22 protein-coding genes are annotated in these 24155 nt (G+C 40.3%); 17 read left to right on the top strand and 5 right to left on the bottom strand.

The window, feature by feature from the left end:
* Positions 1 to 15: 15 nt before the first annotated feature.
* Positions 16 to 1359, bottom strand: coding sequence for an MFS transporter (locus tag RCC89_10630; GenBank protein WMJ73613.1), 1344 nt, complete (start codon positions 1357 to 1359; stop codon positions 16 to 18).
* Positions 1359 to 2840, bottom strand: coding sequence for an MFS transporter (locus RCC89_10625; protein ID WMJ73612.1), 1482 nt, complete (start codon positions 2838 to 2840; stop codon positions 1359 to 1361). Before RCC89_10625 ends, RCC89_10630 begins: the two co-directional genes overlap by 1 nt.
* 154 nt (positions 2841 to 2994) lie before the next feature.
* On the opposite strand from RCC89_10625, the gene RCC89_10620 reads away from it, so the two are divergent.
* From RCC89_10620 to RCC89_10590, 7 genes are all read left to right on the top strand, one after another.
* Positions 2995 to 3312: a transposase gene (locus tag RCC89_10620; GenBank protein WMJ73611.1), complete on the top strand. Its 318-nt coding sequence runs from the start codon at positions 2995 to 2997 to the stop codon at positions 3310 to 3312.
* On the top strand, positions 3312 to 4166 hold the full coding sequence (locus RCC89_10615; GenBank protein WMJ73610.1) for an IS3 family transposase: 855 nt from the start codon (positions 3312 to 3314) through the stop codon (positions 4164 to 4166). Before RCC89_10620 ends, RCC89_10615 begins: the two co-directional genes overlap by 1 nt.
* 501 nt (positions 4167 to 4667) lie before the next feature.
* The gene (locus tag RCC89_10610; GenBank protein ID WMJ73609.1) at positions 4668 to 5723 is read left to right on the top strand and encodes an MFS transporter; all 1056 of its coding nucleotides are present in this window, start codon (positions 4668 to 4670) and stop codon (positions 5721 to 5723) included.
* A gap of 15 nt (positions 5724 to 5738) precedes the next feature.
* Positions 5739 to 7955, top strand: coding sequence for a molybdopterin oxidoreductase family protein (locus RCC89_10605; protein WMJ73608.1), 2217 nt, complete (start codon positions 5739 to 5741; stop codon positions 7953 to 7955).
* A 36-nt stretch (positions 7956 to 7991) separates the two neighbouring features.
* Complete coding sequence (locus RCC89_10600) at positions 7992 to 8567, top strand: 4Fe-4S dicluster domain-containing protein (protein WMJ73607.1); 576 nt, start codon at positions 7992 to 7994, stop codon at positions 8565 to 8567.
* Positions 8568 to 8583: 16 nt separating this feature from the next.
* The gene (locus RCC89_10595) at positions 8584 to 9114 is read left to right on the top strand and encodes a Rieske (2Fe-2S) protein (protein ID WMJ73606.1); all 531 of its coding nucleotides are present in this window, start codon (positions 8584 to 8586) and stop codon (positions 9112 to 9114) included.
* Positions 9115 to 9117: 3 nt separating this feature from the next.
* A complete protein-coding gene (locus RCC89_10590) occupies positions 9118 to 9390 on the top strand; it encodes a hypothetical protein (GenBank protein WMJ73605.1) in 273 nt (90 codons plus the stop codon).
* 60 nt (positions 9391 to 9450) lie between these two features.
* Here the strand turns inward: RCC89_10590 and RCC89_10585 are convergent, their stop codons facing one another.
* Positions 9451 to 9882, bottom strand: coding sequence for an Rrf2 family transcriptional regulator (locus tag RCC89_10585; protein WMJ73604.1), 432 nt, complete (start codon positions 9880 to 9882; stop codon positions 9451 to 9453).
* A 93-nt stretch (positions 9883 to 9975) separates the two neighbouring features.
* The gene (locus tag RCC89_10580) at positions 9976 to 10845 is read right to left on the bottom strand and encodes a hemerythrin domain-containing protein (GenBank protein ID WMJ73603.1); all 870 of its coding nucleotides are present in this window, start codon (positions 10843 to 10845) and stop codon (positions 9976 to 9978) included.
* Positions 10846 to 11295: 450 nt separating this feature from the next.
* Between RCC89_10580 and ric the strand changes: the two genes are divergently transcribed.
* Together ric and RCC89_10570 are read left to right on the top strand one after the other, a co-directional pair.
* A complete protein-coding gene (gene ric, locus RCC89_10575; protein WMJ73602.1) occupies positions 11296 to 12021 on the top strand; it encodes an iron-sulfur cluster repair di-iron protein in 726 nt (241 codons plus the stop codon).
* A 5-nt stretch (positions 12022 to 12026) separates the two neighbouring features.
* Positions 12027 to 12806 (top strand): methyltransferase domain-containing protein, encoded by a 780-nt coding sequence (locus tag RCC89_10570; GenBank protein WMJ73601.1) that lies wholly within the window; start codon positions 12027 to 12029, stop codon positions 12804 to 12806.
* 61 nt (positions 12807 to 12867) lie between these two features.
* Here the strand turns inward: RCC89_10570 and RCC89_10565 are convergent, their stop codons facing one another.
* Positions 12868 to 15168, bottom strand: coding sequence for a nitric-oxide reductase large subunit (locus RCC89_10565; protein ID WMJ73600.1), 2301 nt, complete (start codon positions 15166 to 15168; stop codon positions 12868 to 12870).
* 391 nt (positions 15169 to 15559) lie between these two features.
* Here RCC89_10565 and RCC89_10560 point away from each other — a divergent pair, with 391 nt between their 5' ends.
* The 8 genes from RCC89_10560 to RCC89_10525 all read left to right on the top strand — a co-directional run bounded on the left by RCC89_10560 (position 15560) and on the right by RCC89_10525 (position 24155).
* A complete protein-coding gene (locus tag RCC89_10560) occupies positions 15560 to 15796 on the top strand; it encodes a hypothetical protein (protein WMJ73599.1) in 237 nt (78 codons plus the stop codon).
* Between the two features lie 13 nt (positions 15797 to 15809).
* Complete coding sequence (locus tag RCC89_10555) at positions 15810 to 18134, top strand: molybdopterin-dependent oxidoreductase (GenBank protein WMJ73598.1); 2325 nt, start codon at positions 15810 to 15812, stop codon at positions 18132 to 18134.
* A gap of 12 nt (positions 18135 to 18146) precedes the next feature.
* Complete coding sequence (locus RCC89_10550; GenBank protein WMJ73597.1) at positions 18147 to 18848, top strand: nitrate reductase cytochrome c-type subunit; 702 nt, start codon at positions 18147 to 18149, stop codon at positions 18846 to 18848.
* A complete protein-coding gene (locus RCC89_10545; GenBank protein ID WMJ73596.1) occupies positions 18841 to 19485 on the top strand; it encodes a hypothetical protein in 645 nt (214 codons plus the stop codon). The genes RCC89_10550 and RCC89_10545 overlap by 8 nt, the downstream gene beginning before the upstream one ends.
* A 17-nt stretch (positions 19486 to 19502) precedes the next feature.
* Positions 19503 to 20540: a 4Fe-4S dicluster domain-containing protein gene (locus RCC89_10540; protein ID WMJ73595.1), complete on the top strand. Its 1038-nt coding sequence runs from the start codon at positions 19503 to 19505 to the stop codon at positions 20538 to 20540.
* A 14-nt stretch (positions 20541 to 20554) separates the two neighbouring features.
* The gene (gene nrfD, locus RCC89_10535) at positions 20555 to 21808 is read left to right on the top strand and encodes an NrfD/PsrC family molybdoenzyme membrane anchor subunit (protein ID WMJ73594.1); all 1254 of its coding nucleotides are present in this window, start codon (positions 20555 to 20557) and stop codon (positions 21806 to 21808) included.
* A gap of 37 nt (positions 21809 to 21845) precedes the next feature.
* On the top strand, positions 21846 to 22826 hold the full coding sequence (moaA, locus tag RCC89_10530; protein ID WMJ73593.1) for a GTP 3',8-cyclase MoaA: 981 nt from the start codon (positions 21846 to 21848) through the stop codon (positions 22824 to 22826).
* A 216-nt stretch (positions 22827 to 23042) separates the two neighbouring features.
* Positions 23043 to 24155, top strand: coding sequence for a glycoside hydrolase family 5 protein (locus tag RCC89_10525; GenBank protein ID WMJ73592.1), 1113 nt, complete (start codon positions 23043 to 23045; stop codon positions 24153 to 24155).

Raw genomic sequence — 24155 nt, 5'->3', positions numbered from 1 at the left:
ATGCACATACCAGTATCAACTAGGCTTCTCACAACCCTTTCTAGTATAGTACCACCAGTTAATAAAAGTGGCTATAATGCAAAACAGGATAAGTCCGACAAAAAAAGGAATAACAACCCCAGTCTGTTCAGCACTTACTCCAATCAAGACATTGTATACAAAGGGGCCAAAAGCAGCAATAGCAGCAGTCCAACCAATTACACCAGCTGCTCGTCTCGGAGAGTCAGAAAATATTACTGGGAACTGACGGAAGGTCGCGGCATTTCCCACTCCAGTAAAGAAAAAGATCATCAAAACAGCAGCTACAAAATACGGGAACTGCTCCAGGGAATCAGGGGTAAACAACCCCATAAACAACATAAACCCTAGGATAATGACAAGAGCTATGCCAGTTATATGTGTTAAAATAGCCCCCCCAAACTTGTCAGCTACAGGGCCAAACAAAACACGTACGGCAGAGCCAATCAAGGGACCATAAAAAGCATAGTCCAAAGGATTTGGGGCATTTGCAAACCCACCATAAATAGTTGAGATCAACAACGGGAAAGCTGCAGACATGCCTGCAAAAGTACCAAAAGTCATAAAGTACGTAATGGTGCAATACCAGGTGTGTTTACTTTTAAAGATATCAATTTGTTCTTTAAATGAAGCATTCATACGAATGCTCCTCAATCTAAACCAAGCTAGAATTCCTAAAATAAGCAGTGGCAAGATATAGATGTATGCAATGTTCTGCAGCCAGATTTCTCTTCCTGTTTCTATGATGACCTGAGGATGACCTCCCAGCCCAAAAAATATTGAAAAGCCCAACAACCACGGAGAAATAAGCTGAACAAGACTAACTCCGAAATTTCCAATTCCTGCCTGAATACCCAAAGCTGTACCTTGGAGTTTTTTGGGAAAGAAAATACTGGTACTAGGCATAAAAGAAGAAAAGTCACCTCCTCCAAGTCCTAAAAAGAAGGCAACGACCATAAAAAAAGTAAAAGAGGTTTGCGGGTTGGTCACTGCATATCCCAAAGCTATTAGAGGTATTATCTTTATAAGCGTGGCAAATGTAATCACTTTACGTGTCCCGAATATTGGAATGAGAAAAGTATGAATAATCCTGAAGATTCCCCCAGCAAGCCCAGGCATGGAAGCAAGCCAGAAAAGTTCCATTTCTGTAAAGGCAAACCCAACTTGAGGCAACATAATCACCACCACACTCATCAAAAACCAAGTTGCAAAAGAAAGCACTAAGGAAACTGTTGTAATAGTCAGTGTGCCCCAAGCAATCCTTTTACCGGTTTTTTCCCAAAACTCAACAATTTCAGGAGTCCATTCGCTAAGAAAATCTTTTACGTCCTTCTTATCCATTATCTTTTTGGTTTTCTTTCAAATTGATCCGCAATATTAGGAGCTTCTTCTTTAGACATTTTAACAACTACCCTATGCATCCAGGCCAATGATATGGCCGAAACAATAAGCATCAACATCCAAGAGCTTGTCCAAATACCTGTTACTGATAGCAAGTAGCTAAAAAGGATGGGACAGAAAAATCCGCCAAGCCCACCGATTAAACCTACCATACCTCCAACAACTCCTACTTCTTTAGGAAAATATTCTGGTATATGTTTGAAAATAGCGGCTTTGCCGATTCCCCAGACAATGCCTATCAAAACCACTAGAACGGTATACACCCACATATTTGCTTCAAAATGGATATAGGTAACCCCTCTTGCCAAAAGTTCTCTCTGCTGCACCTCTTGATTTTGCTCTACGACTACCTCCTGCCAAGATCTCCTCTCCGGTAAAAAAGAACCATGTCTAGGTTTTTCAGCTCGAGGCTCTATCAGATATACTGTGCCGTTTACTTCTATCTTTTCTTCTGTCACTTCCTCAACCACACCAGGCTGTTTTGCGGAAACACCTGGCCCTGTAGTATAAACTTCCATTTGAGGAATCATCAGAAGGGCACTTAAAATCAGAGATGAACTGAGCACCCAGTACATTACGCTCCTTGCACCGAACTTGTCAGACAAATACCCTCCAAATGCACGGATTACTCCCGAAGGAAGACTGAAAAAGGAAGTAAAAATCCCCCCAAGCACCAATGTGGTGGTATAAACATTTACATAGTATGGAATCAACCATTGTGAAAAGGCTACGAAACAGCCAAAAACAAGAAAATAATACAGGCCAAACCTCCATACTCTCATGCTCTTTATTGGCCTTAAGAGCTGATTGATGGATTTGGGTTCTGTTTCCACTTTTTTATGTTCTGCAAAAATCAAAAAAAGCACACCTATCACCACCAAAATCAATGCATATATTATAGGCAGCCATTTCCAGCCATTTATAGGATCTCTTTCTGATAGGAAATTCAATAAAGCAGGTGCAAAAAAAGTAGTCAGTGCAGCACCTGCATTGCCCATGCCAAAGATGCCTAAGGCCCTACCCTGCCAATGCCGTGGATACCAAGCTGAAGTATAGCCTATTCCTATAGCAAAGCCTGTACCTACCATGCCAATAAAAAAACTAAGAATAGCATAAGAGTAAAAACCTGTGGCCTGTGACAGCAAGGCCAAAGGAACCGCACAGAAAAACAGGAGGATGACGAACATGGGCTTACCTCCATACTTATCTGTCAATATACCTAGCGGAAGCCGCATCACTGACCCTGTAAGTATTGGAATGCCTAGCAGCCAGCCAATCTCAACTACGCTCCAGTCAAAAATGCCATGATCGACTAGAAAGGTTACAAGTACCCCATTAATAGTCCAACACGCAAAGCAAATGGTAAAGGCAAATGTACTTAACGTAAGTGCTTTATGAGATCTTGATAAACTAGGCTCCATGTTAACTCTTTCATTACTTTTTAACTCAACCAATTAAAAGAGTAAGAGTTTATATTTTTTTTAACATCTAAAAGCCACCTGTCTAAAATCACATATTGGAATGTGTATATTTGATAGGACAGTAAGTTAAGCTCTTTTTCTTAAATTTGGAACGATGAGTAAAAGAGAAAGAAGGTCATATGACCACGAATTTAAAACAATGGCTGTAGAGCTGCATTTAAGCGGGAAGACCAGTACCGCTGTTGGGAAAGAATTAGGCATTGGTCCTGATTTAGTAAGGAGATGGTCACGTGAAATGAAGACGAATGGCGCTGCCAGTTTTCCAGGAAATGGGAAACAGAACCTTTCAGAAGAACAAAAAGAAATTCATGCCTTGAGGAAAGCCTTAAAGGAATCTGAGCTTGAAAGGGAAATCCTAAAAAAGGCGGTAAGCATCTTTTCCAGGGGAGACAGCAAATATACCAATTCATAATGGATCATAGAAAAGAGTATGCTGTTGAAAAGATGTGTAGGACATTTAATGTTGCCAGGAACAGCTTTTATGAGTGGAAGAAGGAGAAACAACTCAAACTGGCTCAACAAAGAGCGATATTGCTAAAGGAAATCAAAACAGTGCATGAGTTAAGCAATGGTACCTATGGAAGTCCTAGAATTACATTAGATCTTAGAAAAAAGGGTTTTGCAGTATCCAGGCCAAGGGTTGCCAGGATCATGAAAGACCACGGAATCAGGAGTGTTGTAAGTAAAAAATTTAAAGTCTGCACAACTGATTCAAACCATGGATTTAGCATCAGTCCTAACGTTCTTGATAGATCTTTTAAACCTGAAAGCCCTTCAAAATCATGGGTATCAGACATAACTTATATCCGGACAAATGAGGCATGGTTATACCTGACCATGATTATGGACTTATATGATAGGAAAATAATAGGATGGTCTATGTCCACTTCGATGCATGCATATGAAACAGTAGTGCCTGCATGGAGGATGGCACTGATAAACAGACCTGTTTTTCAAGAGCTGGTTTTTCATTCAGACAGAGGCGTGCAGTATGCATGCAAAGAGTTCAGGGATGAGCTTGGTAAGCTAAATGTTACTCAGAGCATGAGCAGAAAAGGGAATTGCTGGGACAATGCAGTGGCTGAAAGCTTCTTCAAAACCCTGAAATCTGAAACTGGTTACCGGAAATATGAATCAATAAAGCAGGCAAAAAAGGGATTGTTTGAATACATTGAGATATGGTACAACAGGACCAGAAGACATTCCTCTCTTGGATATCTTTCTCCTGAAGAATTTTATAATATTCATAGAAAAAGTGCTGCGTAAAAGAAGCATAAACCTCGAAATCCTCCTATGATTTTTCTTCTAAATCATAGGAGGATTTGAGGAGCCCTGCGGCAGGCATTAATTAATCAAAAAAAGGGCTTAATTATTTGTACGGTTTTTTGTTGCAATTCCATATAAACCCCTACATGTCAAAACCCTACAATTACATAATTTATAAACCAGGGTTATTTAAAACCTATAAAAGCTAGCCCAAAATCATAGGTTTTAAGCAAGACCCTCAATAGCTTTAATGGGTGAAAACTAACAGTGCCAATTCCCCAAGGCCACTTTTTAATAGTCCGCTTCAAATCAGCTTCCAAAGCTTATCAGTTTTCTTGTCTACTAAAAGACTGCTTTATCCAATGCAGAAAACCACCAAAATTAGTCAAAACAATAATCAAACTTGTAAGTTATCCTAACAGTCGGCATACTCACTATAATTTAAAATACTGACAATCAACATAAAAAACAAAAAAGTAGATATATACTAAACAAGGATTTATGTTCAAACTGTTTACTACTTTAAACAAAAAGGCATTATTTCATGCCTCTATAGCTTTTATTGTGGTTATCCTGTTGGTTTATACGGGGTCAAGAAACCTGCAAAACTTTGACGCAGCACTAATATCATATCTTTTCGGAACCATTTTTGCCGTTTTCGGAATCGTTTACAGGTATTCGGTATGGGTACAGAGACCCCCTACAAGACTATATTGGAGAAGAACGTGGCGATTTGCTTTCAGCAGAAGTTTTCCGCCTTATGTATGGTATACAATAAAACAATTTGTAAAAAACATCCTGTTCCAAAGGTTTATCTACCCCCGTGGTCGGACAAGGTGGGTAGGTCACTTTTTGCTTGCCACTGGATGCATGTTAGCTTTTGCGATCACATTTCCACTTACCTTCGGATGGATACATTTTACCCTCAAACCAGATACTTTTGATATTTATGTGGCAAACTTCTTTGGTTTTCCAGTTATGGAGTTTCCTTTAGGTTCCGTTGGCGCCTTTATAATTTTCCATGCACTAAACTGGTGTTCTTGGTTGGTTATTGTAGGCGTTGTTTTAATGTTCCGAAGAAGAATGACCAACGCAGGACTTATCGCAACCCAGACTTTTGAAGGAGATCTACTGCCTCTTATTTTATTGCTCATTATTTCCATTACAGGACTCGGCCTGACTTATGATTATGCTTTTCTTCAAGGAAGAACATTTGAGTTCATGTCTGTAACACATGCGATCTCAGTCATATTATTCCTAGTATGGCTGCCTTTTGGAAAGTTTTTCCATATTTTTCAACGTCCTGCCCAATTGGGCACCAACATCTATAAAAAACAAGGTGCAAAACTAGGAATGGCCGTATGTCCACACACAGGCGAGGAGTTTGCATCTCAATTACATATAAACGACCTTAAAACAGTCACAAAACAGCTTGATTTTGATTTTTCTTACGAAGATGGCAAAAATCACTTGGACCTAAGCCCTGAAGGGAAACGTTCAGCATTGGCCAAGGCACAGCTAGCTGCAAGAAATGAAACCGGTAAATTTTTCGGATAATATATATAGTTTTTTATGGCAAAGTTACCCACCTCTGTAAATGATATCATAGAAAAGTATGGCCCTCACAAAGCCTATGCCCCACAACAAGGCTTTCATGGACATGCTGAACCTGACAAACTTGTAAAGACACACTGCTGCTTTTGTGGAATGCAGTGTGGTGTACAACTTAAAGTTAAAGACAATGCTGTAGTAGGTTTTGAACCTTGGATGGAGTTTCCCTTCAATGAAGGAAGAATGTGCCCCAAAGGAGTAGCCAGATATCTCCAGAATAACCACCCGGACAGGTTGCTAAGCCCTATAGAACGGGCAGAAGGTGAAGGTTTCAGAAATATAGACTGGGAAACTGCATATACCAAATCCGTATCAGAAATAAAACGAATCCAGAAGACCTATGGGAACGATGCAATGGCTGTGCTTTCAGGTGTATCGCTGAGCAATGAAAAGAGCTACATGGTAGGGAAATTTGCCAGAGTTGCCCTGAAGACAGCAAACCTGGATTATAATGGACGGCTATGTATGGTAAGCGCAGGCGCCGGAAACAAAAAGGCATTTGGTCTCGACAGAACTTCCAACAGCTGGGAAGATCTGAAACATGCTGAGGTTATTATGATATGTGGCGCCAATGTCAGCGAAACTTTTCCAACACTAATACATTACATATGGGAAGCACGTGACAACGGAGCCAAACTCATTGTGGTTGACCCTAGGGTTACTCCAGTTACCCGCACAGCAGAACTGCACCTTGCGGTAAGACCAGGTACAGACTCCGCACTTTACGGGGCTATGTTAAACTATCTGGTAAAAAATGATATGCTGGACCATGAGTTTATAGAAAACCATACCAGCGGTTTTGAGGAATCTATAGAAGCTGTAAAGGATTATACCCTGGAATGGGCAGAAGAAATAACAGGCGTGCCTGCTGAAAACATCAAACAAGCAGCAGAACTATGGGGAAGAGCAAAAACGAGTTTCCTTATGCATGCACGGGGCATTGAACACCACACCAAAGGGGTGGACAATGTGGTGAGCTGTATTAACCTAGTACTTGCTACAGGGCGTATAGGTAAACCTTATTGTGGATATGGAACTATTACCGGGCAAGGAAACGGCCAAGGAGGACGAGAGCATGGGCATAAATGTGACCAATTGCCCGGAAACAGAGATATTACAAACCCAGAACACCGGAAATATATAGCTGATGTTTGGGGGATTGAAGAAAAAGATATGCCAGGCAAGGGCTTATCAGCTTTTGAGATTATAGAAGCCATACACAGAGGTGAAATTAAGGGACTGATCACCATATGCTTTAACCCCCTGGTTTCCTTGCCAGACAACAACTATGTAAGAGAAGCTCTTGAAAAACTTGAATACTATATTGCCATTGACTTCTTTTTGAACGAAACCGCAAGACATGCTGATATTGTGCTGGCAGGATCCCTCCACGAAGAAGAAGAGGGAACCGGAACCACTGCCGAAGGACGAGTTGTAAAAATAAATGCTGCTGTAACCCCTCCAGGCAATGCACGAACAGATAGCTCTATTTTGATGGAGCTGGCAAAAAGACTTGGTGCCGGAGATAAATTTGCTTTTGAAAACAGCGAAGCCATTTTTAACGAATTGAGGGTTGCATCGAAAGGCGGGACCGCAGACTACTATGGAATTACTTATAAAAAAATAGAAGAAAACTTTGGAGTCTTCTGGCCTTGTCCATCTCTAGACCATCCAGGCACCCCCCGTTTGTGGGAAGACAGAAAATTTGCTACACCAGATGGCAAAGCACATTTCAACGCTGCCAAATTCCGCCCATCCGCAGAGGTACCTGATGAAGAATATCCAGTTATTCTTACCACTGGCAGAGTCGTCAGTCAATACCTAAGCGGTACACAAACAAGGCGTATAGGAAAACTACAAGACTTTTACCCAGAACCGCTATTGGAAATCCACCCCGATATGGCTACTAAATACGGAATAAAAGACAGAGAAATGGTCAAAGTTGTTACCCGTAGAGGAGAAGCAGAGTTTCCGGCTCAAGTTGTTACCACTATACGGCCTGACACAGTATTTATACCTTATCACTGGGGAGGTAAAAAATCGGCTAACCAACTCACAAACAGCGCACTGGATCCAACTTCAAAAATCCCGGAATTTAAAGTTTGTGCTTGCGAACTGGTTCCACTCCAGAAAACAGCTCCCCCATCTAAAGAATCAAAAGCATATCAGAGCGCTTAACATTAATTCATAAGTATTTTTAACAAAGAGAAATATATGGCAGAACCAAAAGAAAACTTTAATTCTGAACTCGAATTTTTTGTGGACATGCAAAGGTGCATAGGTTGTCATGCGTGTGAAACAGCTTGTGCTGAATGTGAAACCAATGGCCAAGAGTCAATGATCCACGTCAACTATGTAGACCGGGCACATACCGTACAAACAACTGTTCAGGTCTGTATGCACTGTGAAGATCCGGCCTGTGCCAATGTTTGCCCTGCCGACGCTATAACAAAAGATAGCAATGATGTGGTACACTCTGCAAATACAGCCAGGTGCATTGGGTGTAGCAATTGTGTCCTTGCCTGCCCTTTTGGCGTACCTAAAAAAATGGAAAGCGCAGAGTTGATGATGAAGTGCAATCTTTGTTATGACCGCACAAGCGTAGGCAAAAAGCCTATGTGCGCAACTGTATGCCCAAGTGGTGCTCTTTTTTATGGAACAAAGGAAGAAATCCGAAAAAAAAGACCTCAAAGTGACCCTGTAAGGACATTTAAATTTGGAAAACAAACTGTCAACACAAAAGTGAACGTAATGATGCCAAAAGGCACCAAAGAAATAAGGGTATATTAAGCAAAAGAAAAACCATATGGCTTATAAACCAAAAGAAAAGAAAGAGCCTCATTGGAAAAGGGATTTTCCCATAAGGCAAGATGATGCCACAAAAATAACGCGTAGGGAGTTTGCAAAATTCCTATGTCTGCTATCAGGCGGATTTGCTGCAGGAAATGGATTTATTCTTGCCAACTATTTTGTCAATGGTAAAGAGCCGGTAAAAGATCATTTCGTATGCAATGTACAGGATGTCCCTGCTGGTGAAATGATTGAATTTTCCTTGACTGGCGTAAGAGGTACTAGAGAAATCCCATACATCCTTGTACATCTAGAAGATGGTCAATGGAGGGCTTTTGATCAAAAATGCACACACCTTGCTTGTGCTGTCAGATATGTAAAAGAAAGAAATCAGATACAGTGTCCATGCCATAACGGATGGTTCAATGCTGAAACAGGAGACGTAATTCAAGGCCCTCCCCCTCGTGCATTGCCTCAGTTGAAAGTAACCATAAGGGACGAAAAAGTATTTGTTTCACATTTTTCAGAACATGAAAACAATAGTTAAGTAATGGCAAAGTATACCAACTTTCAAAACCAGGCGCACCCTAATAAAGCTAGTAATCTTTTACTTGGTATTATTGTATCATTGATTGGTATCATAAGCATTCAGATATGGCTACTGTATGTGGCACTGAACAATGCCCTGGAAGGTCATCCAGATATTGCAGCTGCTGCTTTTATTGGCTCCTTAGTCCTTTTTCTGATAGCTCTTTGGCTTATAAAATATTTGCCAGAAAAAAGAACAAAGCATGAAAAGGATCAGGAAAACAAATATGAATAATTATTGAAAAGTGCACCGGAAAAGTTCTAACATGATACTTTTCCGGACACTGCTCAATTACTAATCGGAAAGGTATGCAACCCCTTTAAAAACAGATTCATCAAGATCTCCTATTTTCTTTTCATGACAGACACTCCTGTACATATCCCTGATTGGCTTGTAAAATTTATGTATAGGGCAAGGATGCTCGTCAGAACACCGACTCAACCCTAGACCGCAACTGTTAAAAACCTCTTTGCCATCAACAGCTTCAATAATTTTGGAAATGGGCTGTTCTTTCTGTTCTGGCGTAATATAAAAACCGCCCCCAGGTCCTTTGGCACTTTTAACTACATCATCCTTGACGAGCTTTTGCAGGGTCTTTCCTACCGTATGTTCACTTTCATTAATAAAACCAGCTATTTCCTTAATGCCTGATTTTCTTTCGGACATATATCGGAAACCGATAAATATTACTGCCTTAATAGCTACTTTACATGTGATACTCAACATAATATTAAGTTATAAAGATATATATCCATAAAGAATTCTAGAGTGACATGAATTTCGTGCAATGGAATTTACTTTTGATATAAATCCTGTTTTTCAATAAGACCAGAAATGGTCAGGCCAGGCATCATCCAATGTTCTCTTTTTTTCTTCAGCCTTTTCTATACACAACAATTCTTTCTCTGAAAGTTTTTGCTGAATATGATTGAAAAGTATTCTTTCCTCAAACCTTATATGATCTTCTAATAATTTTGCAAAGTCATATAAACTGCTGGGATCTTCAGTACTTAATGCTGTAATTTGTTGGTGAATCTGTTCGTGATCCTTTACCGCTTTTCCACATAATTCATCATTTTGAAAATATTTATAAAAAATAAATTCTTCTTCTTCAAAATGCTCCTTCAAGTCTTCATTATATACATAAAAAATATAATCAATTATTCGGTTAATTTCAGTTTTGTTTTTAAGGCCTTGCCTTATTTTCCATACAAGCAGTAGCCCGAAGTGATGGTCGCGTGACAAATGAATCAACCCTTGGTGCCGCTTTATCGGGTCTTTCTTTATTTGTTTTTCTTTCGCTTTCTTTATTAATTTCTCCACTATTTCAGAAGAGGCTGCATCTGCGTACATCCCATAGGCATTTACTACTATTCCCTTCACTCCAAATTTAGTGGAAGATACTGCAAAAACAATCATCGCATCGCCGGGATCAGATACCCCCTCAAAGCGGTAAAAACCATCAATCTGAAAATCATCAGAAGGCAACCGAAGCTGTTTTTTCTGACAAACAAGACAATCCTGCCCTGCCACTATATTGAAGTCATAGGTATAGCCTTTCTTTACCAAATAGTTTACAGCTTCGGTCACAGTTTCAAAAGAATCTCGTTTCTTAGCAGCTATTGCCCCTATTTTTTTTACGTTTCTGGATCGCTTCTGCTTTATTACTGGTTTTAATATACTTTTCATAGTTGTAGGTTTTATTGGTTGTAATACAAAGTTAGAATATTTAAACGCAAATAAAAGTATTTAAATACTTTTATTTATTCAACGTAGTTCTATTCTCGATTGTTTCAAAAGTAGACCTAAATTAAAACTGGACGAAAAAGAGACTGAAATAATCAGAAGGCGGTATCAGTCCAAATAACAACAGTAGTACCCAAAAAATAAAGATGATACTTATTAGAATTAGAAGTGACAATCATCAGAAATTATGTATTGAAGAGTATTTACCTTTACCACTTCATTGTAAACCAAGAAAAAAGCACCGATCAAACTACAGTACACCAATAATTTCTCGAAAAAAATTGACATAAATCATAATAGCATAGATAAAGGAACATTGAGAGATAATACCCGTGTTTGATCATTAAAGATAAAAAGAAACTTGTCAACATATTGCACTTAAATAAAAAATATATGAACATCACTGAGGAAAAAACAATAGGCCAAATAGTAGCAGATGATTATAGAACTGCAGCAGTATTTGAAAAATTCGGAGTGGATTTTTGCTGCAAAGGCAACAGGACTATTTCAGAGGTTTGTGAGAAAAACAACCTAAGTCATGAAAAACTGTTAACTGACCTAAACAAAGTTACGCTAGAGAAAGAAAGCTCAAACTCAGATTATAAATCATGGCCTCTAGATTTACTCGCAGACTATATAGAAAAAAAGCATCACCGCTATGTTGCTGAAAAAATTCCTGTAATTCAACAGTACCTTAAGAAGCTTTCATCAGTACATGGGAAACAGCATCCCGAATTGTTTGAAATCTACGATTTGTTCAACCAATCAGCAGGAGATTTGACAGCACATATGAAAAAAGAAGAGTTTATTCTTTTTCCATTTGTAAGAAAAATGGTAGAAGCAGAAGTATCCGGCACACCACTTTCCGCTCCACATTTCGGCACAGTAGAAAATCCGGTTCAGATGATGATGCATGAACATGATGCTGAAGGAGAACGATTTCGTAAAATTGCGGAGTTAAGCAATAACTATACACCACCGGCAGACGGCTGCAATACCTATAGAGTTACACTGGCCTTAATCAAGGAATTTGAAGACGATCTCCATTTGCATATTCATTTAGAAAACAACATATTGTTCCCTCAAGCCATTGACATGGAGAAAAGACTTAATGGATAACAAGTATGTTTGACAAATATGAAGTCAGCAAAATGCCAGGGCATTGGTTGCTAGCCAGGCTCGGGAAAAAAATCCTGAGACCTGGCGGCGTGGAGCTGACAAACCTGATATTAAAGCACCTGAACATCCGCAGGCAGGATACGGTAGTAGAGCTAGCCCCAGGCATTGGCGCTACTGCCCATAAAATATTAGCAGGCGAACTGCACAGATACTATGGCATTGACCAAAACAAAGAAGTTGTAACTACGCTTTCCAAAAAATATCCTGGCAATTATATACAGTTTATTAATGCCAATGCGGTCAATACAGGGCTTCCTGATGCATGTGCCAGCAAAGTAATTGGTGAAGCCATGCTGACCATGCAATCTAAAAGCAACAAACAGCAAATTATAAATGAAGCTTATCGACTGCTAAAACGAAATGGCAAGTACGCTATCCATGAAATATGTTTGGTTCCTGAAGATATATCAGATGACAAAAAAAATATGCTTAGCAAAGGCATATCTGGAAATATCCACGTAAATGCCAGGCCTCTTACATTAAACGAGTGGACTTCATTATTCGTCAAAGCAGGGTTTAAGATTAAAAAGGTACTTTATTCACCAATGCATTTACTGGAAACCGGCAGACTGGTGAAAGATGAAGGAGTGACCGGTGTATTAAAAATAGGTTTTAATGCTTTAAGAACCCCTGGTGCACTAAACAGGGTCTTAAGCATGAGAAAAATGTTCAGAGCTCTAGAACCCAATATGAAAGCAATCTCTATTATAGGAATAAAACCTTGACAAATTGAATATAATATAGCTGTACCTGAACTGGTACAGCTATATTAGTTTTTTATAAAACCTATACTTCCTCCTCCTTAATGGATGGATAGTTGTTTTGTGTAAGGTCTTTCTCTTTTTCTAACGTCCATCCTGTTTTTAAACCTATTACAAAATACCCCAAAGCCAAGGCACCTATTGAAAAAACAGTATCCCCGATAACCCTCAACCAGCGGAGGGTATCCATAATTGGCTGCTCCATAAACTCTAGGCTACGCGCATACCACATTCCATGCCGCACACTAGCAATTGTCTGAAGAAGACCAATCGGAAGCAGGCTTAGTAAAACCATGGCCATTAGTCCTATATTTATGGACCAAAACGCTAAACGTATAGATCCTTCTTTCCAAACATTTTTTGCAGCCAACCCTTTGAGCACAAAAAGCATGAGACCTATTCCCAAAAAACCATAAACACCAAACAAAGCAGTATGCCCATGTACAGGAGTTGTATTCAGCCCCTGCATATAATAAAGTGCTATAGGAGGGTTAATGACAAATCCAAAAATACCGGCACCTAGAAAATTCCAAAAAGCTACAGCAATAAAGCAGTAAATAGGCCATTTATACGTTTTTATCCACTCTGTGGCCCGGCTAAGTTTTAGATTATGATAGGCTTCAAAACCTATTAAAATCAAAGGGACACATTCCAAGGCGCTAAAAGTTGCTCCAAAAGCCATTACACCGGTAGGTGTTCCTGTAAAATATAGGTGATGAAACGTACCTATAATGCCTCCAAATAAAAAAACTATGGTAGAGAACAAAACAGTAACTGTAGCAATCTTTACACGAAGAAGTCCCATTCTGACAAAAAGGAATGCGATAACAACAGTGGCAAATACTTCAAAGAAGCCCTCTACCCACAAATGGACAACCCACCACCTCCAATACTCTACAATGGCAAGATTGGTACTTCTCCCCCACATCAAACCTGCACCATAAAACAAAGCAATAGCAGCACAGCTTATAGAGAACATAGCCAGCATATGCCTGCTTTCTCTTTCTTTTGTAAAGGCCGGAGCAATAGCCCTGACCATCAAAAACAACCATAAAAACAGTCCCACCAGAAGGAATATCTGCCAAAACCTTCCTAGGTCAACATACTCATACCCCTGGTGACCAAACCAAAAATTAGCATCATGACCAAACTCCTGCATTACTCCATACCACTGCCCTATCAAGGACCCAGCAACAATTATCAGAAGACAAATAAATAAAAAGTTCACCCCTGCTTTTTGGAATTTGGGTTCATGACCTGAAACTGCCGGGGCAATGAAAAGCCCTGTGGCCAGCCAGCTAGTGGCAATCCAAAATATCCCCAGCTGAACATGATATGTTCTCGTAAGAGAATATGGTAAAAACTCTGCAAGCGGGAAACCGTAAAACCCAGAACCTTCAACACCATAATGGGCAGTAACAGTCCCCAATAATACCTGAATCACAATCAGGGCAGCCACAACCCAAAAGTATTTGAGTGTAGCTTTCATAGAAGGCGTAGGCTTTAAACCTAACAGTGGGTCTTTATCCGGAAAGGTCTCATGATCTAACTCTTCTTCTTTTTGGGCAGCATAATAATAGGCAAGCAAACCTATGCCAAAAAGCAATAATATAACACTCACACCTGTCCAGACAACAAGCTCCCCGGTAGGTCTATTGCCAATTAGTTCATCAGGCGGCCAATTATGGGTATAACTAATTTCCTGACCAGGTCGCTGGGTTACACATGCCCAGGAAGCCCAGAAAAAAAAGGCATTCATCTGATTCATTCTATCAGAATCTTTGATTGTGTTTTCAGGAATAGCATAACCCTCTCGGTAATTTTCAAGAGCAGGGTCATCCATAAAAAGTCCCTGATAAAAAGAACCAACATGACCAATAGCTTCTGCCCTTAAATCTGATATGGTTAAGGTTCCTGTTGCTGCATCATAAGTATTTTCTCTTAACAAATCTTCAAGACGGGATCGAAGCGCAGCCTGTTCTTCTTTTGGCAGGTTTTCATAATCAGGAGCACCAGCACCTACAGCCCATTTATTCAATATAAACATTGCTTCTCTATGCAACCAATCGGCAGTCCAATCTGGAGCTTGATAAGCCCCATGCCCCCATATGCTGCCAACCTCCTGTCCTCCTATTGATTGCCACACATTTTGACCAGTCTGAATATCTTCCTTGGTAAAAACAACCGCCCCATCAGTAGTTACAACCTGCTCAGGAATAGGAGGCGCTTCCCTATAAAGACGAAAACCATAATAACCTAAAACGGAAAAAGAAACTATAATGACCAGAAAAAACCCGATCCATAAATTTCTGTGGTTGGATAACATAAATAAAAAAACGCTTAATACTTTACATAAAATCAACATAACCTGCATTATTAGATAATGTTTACAACAATGCTCTTTGAAAGAGCATAAAAAAATTCCTACACCACACTTATAAAGAGTTGCTATCCTAGAGCCTGTGACAGATCAAAAAAAATAAACTTCAGACAATTCCTTAGCCAAACAGGCAAAAACACACACACATAAACCTATGTATCATATACTTACATAAACAAAAGTAGAAATTGACAAGATTTAAAAATTGATATAGATCATTTTTTCCATTGATACACCTCAGAGCATCAGGAAAAAGCACGTCTTACTTTTGTATCAAGTGGAAACCTGAAAGGCTTTTCCCACTCATAATTTAGAAAAAAACAAAAGACAAAAGACTATGCCGGTAAAAAGCTATATACTTCTCCCTACAGAGGGTAAAAAAAATGAGCTGATACAAGCCCTGAAAAAATTCAACTCGTGCAGTTCATATCCTGCCGAAAACAGGGACATTGTGATAGTCGTGACAGACACTGCAGATGAGGCACAAGAGGAAAAGTTAATGGAGCATATAAACGCTATTCCAGCCTTAAAGCATATCACTCTTGTATCCGGATTTATGTCTAACCAAGCTTAAAAAGAATTAACCCATGATAACCAATCCTATAGACCGTCGAAACTTTTTAAAAGCTGTAGCCAGAGTTTCTGCCATGACCGCAGCAGCATCGCTATTTCCAGGAGTTATTTTTTCAAAAGAACAAGAAAACAATATACCTCCAGGAATAATGGACTGGCAAAAAACACCATGCCGTTTCTGCGGAACTGGCTGTGGTCTTTTAGTCGGCCTCCAAGGTGGAAAAGCAGTAGCTGTTAAAGGAGACCCTGCAAGCCCAGTAAACAAAGGCCTTTGCTGTGTCAAAGGTTACCATTCGGTAATGGCACTTTATGGCAAAGATAGGTTAACAAAGCCTTTGGTAAGAAAGAATGGAAAATTTGTAGAAACCAGCATGGAAGAAGCTTTAGACTTAGTAGCTTCTAAAATGCGCGAAACCATTAAAGAACATGGCAAAGACTCTGTTGCCATTTATGGTTCCGGGCAATGGACCATTCCTGATGGCTACGTGGCTTCTAAATTTATGAGAGCGGGTATAGGAAGCAATAACATTGAAGCCAACGCAAGGCTCTGTATGGCCAGTGCGGTTACTGGTTTCATGACCACCTTTGGCAAAGACGAGCCTATGGGATGTTATGAGGATATAGACCACGCAGATGTTTTTGTCCTTTGGGGAAACAATATGTCTGAAATGCACCCGGTGCTTTTCTCTAGAATGTTGGACCAAAAACAAAAAAGGAAAAACGTACGGATCATAGACCTGACCACCAGAAAAACAAGAACCAGTGCTGCATCGGACAAGGTCATGTACTTCAATCCTCAAACAGATTTGGCCATTGCCAATGCTATATGTTATGAGCTTGTAAACAACGGTTGGGTCAATAATAAATTTGTAAAAGATCATTGTGTATTCAAAAAAGGCAAAACCAATATAGGCTATGGTCTGGAAGACAAGTTTGCTTTCACCGACCAAGACGAAAACATGTCTTTCGATGAATTCAGAGAGTCTCTAGAAGATTACAGGCCTGACAAAGTAGCGAAACTAAGCGGTGTTTCTGTTAAAGACCTGAAATATTTGGCCCACTTGTACGGAAACCCTAATACGAAAGTAACTTCATTCTGGTGTATGGGCATGAACCAGCATACCAGAGGAACATGGATCAACAACTTGGTTTATAACATACATTTATTAACAGGAAAAATCTCTACGCCTGGCAACAGTCCTTTTTCTCTCACCGGACAGCCAAGTGCGTGCGGTACAGTGAGAGAAGTGGGCACCCTTACCCATAAACTTCCTAAAGGTGTAGTAACCAATGAAGAGGATAGAAAATTTGCAGCCAAAATCTGGAATGTGCCTGTAGAAAGAATCCCAGACAAGCCGACTTTGCATACAGTGGAGATGTTTCGTGCGCTAGACCGTGGCGATCTTAAGTTTATGTGGATACAGGTAACCAACCCAATGGTGACCATGCCTAAACTTAACCGTTACCGTCCAGCTACTGAAAAAGGATTTGTAGTAGTGTCTGATGTCTACCCTACCCCAACCACAGATGTAGCCGACGTAATCTTGCCTTCTGCCATGTGGATAGAAAGAGAAGGTATGTTTGGCAACGCTGAGCGGAGGACCCAACATTTCAACAAAATGGTGGAGCCTGTAGGAGAAGCGATGAGTGATTGCTGGCAATTGATTGAAGTAGGTAAAAGATTGGGCTTTGGAGAACTGTTCCCTTGGACACAAGAAAACCATATTGAGAAAATTTGGAATGAGTACATTCAGTTCCATGAAGGACCTATTCACGGTATGGCACCATATAAGTTACTCAAAGAAAGACCTGGCGTGCTATGGCCTTTCTATGAGGGCAAAGAAACCAAGTGGAGATATAATGCGGAATATGACCCAGCAGTAAAAAATGGGAAAATAGAATTCTATGGTAAGCCTGAAGGAAAAGCCTGGATATGGTTCCGTCCTTATGAGCCTGCTCCCGAAGAGCCTTGCGATGACTACCCGTTCTGGCTCAACACAGGTCGTGTAATAGAGCACTGGCACTCTGGAAGCATGACAAGAAGGGTAAAAGTCTTGCACCAGGCAGTTCCGCATGCTTATGTCGAGCTTAATCCTGATGATGCTAAAAACTTGGATATAAGAAATGGTGAAAAAGTAAAGCTCACCACCAGAAGAGGTACATTAACCCTTCCTGCATCGATAAACGAGCGGGCCGTTCCTACAAGAGGACAAGTTTTTGTACCATTTTTTGATGAACATATGCTAATAAACGACCTTACACTAGATGCTTTCTGTCCTATTTCTAAACAACCGGACTATAAGAAATGTGCAGTAAAAGTAGAAAAGGCCGTCAGCTAAAACCTGTAGATTATGTCAAATACTAGCAGAAGAAATATAATCCTGATTTTTGCCCTTTTAGCAGCTTCATTCTTATTTATACTCAATGTCAGTATTGTATCAGAAATTGAAGAAGCGGATGAAGCATTTCCTGCAACGGACAAGACCGCATCCATTCCAATTGAAGAAGGGGTGTTCAGGCGGTCAGGGTTTGATTACCTAAACATGCCTGAAGACCATTTGCACAACAGGGTATTAGAAGAGTACCACCAAAACCGTGCTTATTCAGGAGCGCCACCAGTAATCCCCCACCCTGTGGTTAACCCAGGGATAAGTATAGGGGAAAAAGGCTGTCTTCAGTGCCATGAGAACGGTGGCTATGTGCAGCAGTTCAAAGCTTATGCGCCAGTAACACCGCATCCCGAGCTGGTCAGTTGCAACCAGTGCCATGTACCGGCAAATACAGACGAACTGTTCAGGGAAAGCAGGTTTAAAGGAGCAAAAGCGCCTTCTACTGGCAATGCAGCCCTTGAAGGATCACCTCCGGTTATTCCGCATACATTGGAAATGCGTTCCAACTGTTTGTCATGCCATGCTGGTCCAGCGGCACCAAAGGAAATCAGGGTTTCGCACCCAGAAAGGTCTAACTGTAAGCAATGCCATGTACCAGCAAAGACCCCAGAGGAATTTAAAAGGATAAAGGATTTTACCAGAAAAACTGAAAGCAATGACTAAGATAGATTCAACATTAAAACTCATATCCTTCTTTGGACTGCTGCTGTTCATTTCTGGCTGTAATGGAGGTGGCCACCACCATACCATTACTCAGGAAGTAAAAGGGCATGATCGGGAAATAACCTATTCCATGACCTCTGAAGACCATTTGGAAAACATCAGAACACTTGTAGCCGAGGTTAATACCAATGACACCTTTCTTATTACACAAAGGTCGCATAGGATCAACTCTCACCCTTGTTCCAATTGCCACACTTCTTCTTTAAAAGAATTAAAAGAAGAAGCAAAGTGCGAGGAAGGGAAGAAAAAATCCCACTGGAACATCCACCTACAACATGCGTCAGCAGAGAGTATGGATTGCAATACCTGCCATAATACCAAAGGAGACATGGATGAGCTGGTATCTTTAACGGGAAAATCTATAAGTGTAGACCATAGCTACAAACAATGTGCACAATGCCATTCACCTCAGTATAAAGATTGGCTGGGCGGTAGTCATGGAAAACGGCTAGGTGGCTGGACACAGCCCAGGGTCATCAACACGTGTGTAGACTGCCATAACCCGCACAAACCTTCTTTCGAGCCAAGGTGGCCAGCAAGGATTAACACAAACACTCTATATCCTAACAAGAAATAGATTAAAAGATATTGATTATGCTATTTGATAGATTTAAAAAGAAAAAAGATACACCTTCAGACAAAGAGCAAGCGCAGGGATGCGGTTCCGGCAACTGTTCTTGTGAAGGCAAAAAAAGCGGATACGACCAGGTCCTGGACAAAAAAACAGACCGTCGTGATGCATTGAAAAAGCTGTCTGCTGGCTTATTGGCTGGTGCCGGACTGGTCAACTCTTCTTGCAGTGTTTTATCTAGCGGAGAAACCAAAGAAAAAGCCCAGATCGAATGGGAAGAGTACTTTAAAGGAAACTACAAAGTAATGACAGAGGAAGAAAAAAACGCTACCGTTGAGCGTTTGGAACGTCATTATGAGTTAAAAAATGGCAGAAAAATCAAGGTTTCTTCCAAAGGTGCCGTAGAGGATGTGCTTTATGGATACGCATTTAATATATCACAATGTAAAGGATATATGGACTGCGTCAATGCCTGTATTGAAGAAAACAACCAGGACAGGGCTTCTGAAATGCAGTATATCCGCATCCATGAAATGGAAAAAGGAGCCATCAACTTCGAAATGGCCGATGACCAATTCTATCATGAAGTACCAGCAGCCGGACATTTTTACCTTGGCACACAATGTTTTCATTGTCAAAACCCTCCATGTGTAAAAGCATGTCCAGTACAAGCGACCTGGTTAGAGCCGGACGGAATAGTAGTAGTTGACTATGACTGGTGCATCGGTTGCCGTTATTGTATGGCCGCCTGCCCTTACGATGGTCGCCGGTTCAATTGGACCACGCCACATGTTCCTGAAGAAGAAGTCAATAAAAATCAGCATTACCTTGGTAACAGGCTTCGCAAAAAGGGGGTAATGGAAAAATGCACCTTTTGTATCCAAAGGTCTAGGGACGGCAAGAGCCCTGCTTGTGTAGAGGCTTGTCCTACTGGAGCAAGAATATTTGGAAACCTGTTAGATCCAAAAAGCGAAATACGCTGGATTCTGGACAACAAAAAGGTATTTAGATTAAAAGAGGATTTAGGTACTGAACCTAAGTTCTGGTATTTCATGGATTAAAAAAAGTCTCGTATATGAAAGTTTTTATAAGCCTGGTCAAAGACAGCTTTTCGACAGTAATCAGAGGTAACACGCCTTATCATATATGGATGAGCATCCTGACATTTCTTATGCTCACAGGGGCTTTTCTATATTATGAACAAATCACAGAAGGGTTGATTGTAACCGGCATGCACGACAAAATTAGCTGGGGACTCTATATTTCAAACTTTACCTTTCTGGTAGGTGTTGCCGCAGCGGCTGTTATGCTTGTTTTGCCAACTTATGTTTTAAAAGATATTGATTTTTCAAAGGCAGTACTCATAGGTGAAGGTCTTGCCGTAGCAGCCTTGGTCATGTGTCTAGCCTTTGTTACCGTTGATTTGGGTGGCCCTGCTCGTTTTTGGCACCTTATACCTGCTAAAGGAGGCATGAACTGGCCGGATTCCATGTTGGCATGGGACGTAATCGTCCTGAACGGATACCTCTTTATAAACATAACTATACCAATGTATATCTTATACAGAAGGTATCAGGGCAAGACACCTAACAAAAACGTGTATATTCCCGGTGTCATGCTATCTGTTTTTTGGGCAGTGGGTATTCACTTAGTAACAGCTTTTCTTTATGCAGGTTTGCCAGCAAGACCATTCTGGAATAGCTCTTTGTTGGGGCCAAGGTTCCTTGCTTCAGCTTTTGCAGCAGGACCGGCATTGATTATTGTTGTATTGGAAATGATCAACAAGTTTTCTGACTATAAAATTGAAAACAAGACGCTCCATAAAATAGCTATGGTAGTAACAGTAGCAGCACAGATAAACCTTGTCATGCTTGCTTCTGAACTATTCAAAGAGTTTTATTTCCCTACGCACCACAGCAGCAGCGCCATGTACCTATTCTTTGGAGTAGACGGCCATGCACCTCTGGCGCCTTGGATTTACTCAGCACTTGCCATGAACATCTTAGCTACAGCTATTCTTTCCATACATATGTTCAGGAAAAACTTTAAATTCCTAACAGTAGCTTGTATATTGCTTTTTGTTGGTATTTGGATTGAAAAAGGTATGGGACTGATCATTCCTGGATTTATACCAGGTGCTTGGGATGACATATCAGATTATAACCCCTCTTTTCATGAAATTGGAATTACTATAGCTATTTATGCACTTGGAGCATTTTTATTTACTATACTTGTAAAAGCGGCCATAGCCATAGAGACAGGAAAACTTAGATACAAGCCCAAAAAGGATGGGAGTTCTCCTCAGGAGGTTTCTGAACTTGTTTCTTAATAATTATATTTATCATTAAATAAGAATAAATTAACACATGCTAAAAGATCAGCACCATAGGAACATAAATTATCTGAGATTATCTGTCACAGACAAGTGCAACCTACGCTGTTTCTACTGCATGCCTGAAGAAGGAATACCTTTTTGGAAAAAGTCTAAAGTGCTTTCATGGGAAGAAATGCTAAGGGTTTGCCATCTACTAACCTCTAACGGAGTAGACAAGGTGAGGATAACAGGTGGCGAACCCTTTGTCAGAAAAGATCTTATGTTTTTTCTTTCAGAACTTGCTACCTTGCCCAATGCACCAGAAATAAGCTTAACCACAAATGCTACATTGATTACCCCTTACATAGACCAATTAAAGTCTTTGGGAATAAAACATATCAATGTAAGCCTTGACACACTAGACAAAGACCGTTTTCTAAAAATAACACGTAGAGACGATTTTGAAACAGTATACCAAAACCTGAACCTCTTAATAGCAGAAGGCTTTAATGTAAAAGTAAACTGCGTGGTAATGGAAGGTAAAAATATTGAAGACCTTATACCTCTTGCTGAACTATCAAGAAGTAAAAATCTAAGTGTGCGCTTTTTAGAGGAAATGCCCTTTAACGCACAAGGTGGCACTCCTGACTTGACCTGGAACTACATCAAAATTTTAAATTATCTAGTCAATCATTTTGGAGAGATAAACAAACTTAAAGACCCAGCAAACGCTACATCCTTAAACTATAAAGTAAAAGGCTTTACAGGAAGCATAGGGATAATCCCTTCTTTTAGCCGGACATTTTGCGGAAGCTGTAACAGAATGCGCCTTTCGGCAAATGGAGATTTCAGGACATGTCTCTATGGATCACCAGCAGCCAACCTAAGAGACCTTCTCCGAAGCAATATTTCAGACCAAGGTTTGCTAAAAAACATCAAACAAGCTTTAGCCAACAAACCCTTAGATGGCTATGAAGCAGATGCTCTAAGCAATGAAGATATTAAAGATTCTATGGCCTATCTTGGAGGGTAAGGTATTTTCACCTTTGCCTCCCCTATAAAGTTATAGTTTACTGGGTGATACGCCTTAATTTGAAGCCTTTCAAACTAAGCCAATGCATTTTTCTTTCATTATTTTTATATAAAATGTACTTTTTGTTTTATATTTATAGTCTAGTTGTAAAAATTACACTATAAACAAATCAAGCATTTGCTGGTTATCAGAAGTGTTTCCCCTAAACATAGACAAATGAGAAAGCCTACTAATCCACTTATATATGCAGCTATATGTCTTATGGCCACTATAAGTCTAGCTTTACTGTTCCATAGTTGCAGAAAGCAGGAAGTAGCTCCTCGAGAGGAAGAAATAATAATCCCCACCAACACGCCTTCCGTGCAGCGCCATGGGCAGTTAAGTGTAAGCGGGAATAAAATTATTGGAGAGCATGGAGGCTACGTACAGCTACAAGGAATGTCTCTGTTTTGGAGCCAATGGAGTGATGGTGCCCCTTTTTATAATAAAGAAATAGTAAAATACCTACGTGACGAATGGCGGTGTACAGTTGTACGTGCTGCAATGGCCGTGGAATATGGGGGCTATTTAACTAACCCTGAAAGGGAAAAAGAAAAAGTAAAAACAATAATAGACGCAGCTATAGAAAATGATATATATGTTATAGTTGACTGGCATGACCATAACGCCCATGACCCAACAAATACAGAAGCGGCTAAGGAATTTTTTGCCGAAATAGCGCAAGAATACGGTCATTACCCCCATATCATCTATGAACCATACAACGAACCTCTTGATGTCTCTTGGTCTGCAACTTGTAAACCATATTTTGAAGAAATTATTGAGGTAATAAGAAAATACGACAAAAACAACATCATCGCCTGTGGCACTCCATTGTGGTCACAAAGAGTAGACCAAGCAGCTATGGATCCATTAGACGACCCTAACGTTGCTTATGTTCTACATTATTATGCAGGCACCCATAGAAACAGGGTTATGCAGTATGCCAGGGATGCATTAAGACTTGGTGTTGCTCTTATGGTAACAGAATATGGTACAGTAAACGCCGATGGGGACGGAAGCGTTAGTGAGGCGTGGTCACAAAACTGGTGGACCTTCATGAACGAAAACCATATTTCAGGCTGCAACTGGTCTATAACTGATAAAAACGAAGGTTCTGCTGCACTAAAAAGAGCACCTAACCCAGATGGTGGAGGAACAGTAAGGCCTGACCCTACTGGAGGATGGGAAGATTATCAAATCACAGAATCAGGACACCTGGTTAAAGCGTACCTCCGCTCTAGAAACCCAGTTCCTGAGGAAAATACAGATAAGGAATCAGAAGATTAA

This window comes from Cytophagaceae bacterium ABcell3, from assembly GCA_030913385.1.
Classification (GTDB): domain Bacteria; phylum Bacteroidota; class Bacteroidia; order Cytophagales; family Cytophagaceae; genus ABcell3.
This window is presented reverse-complemented; position numbering and strand designations above follow the sequence as displayed.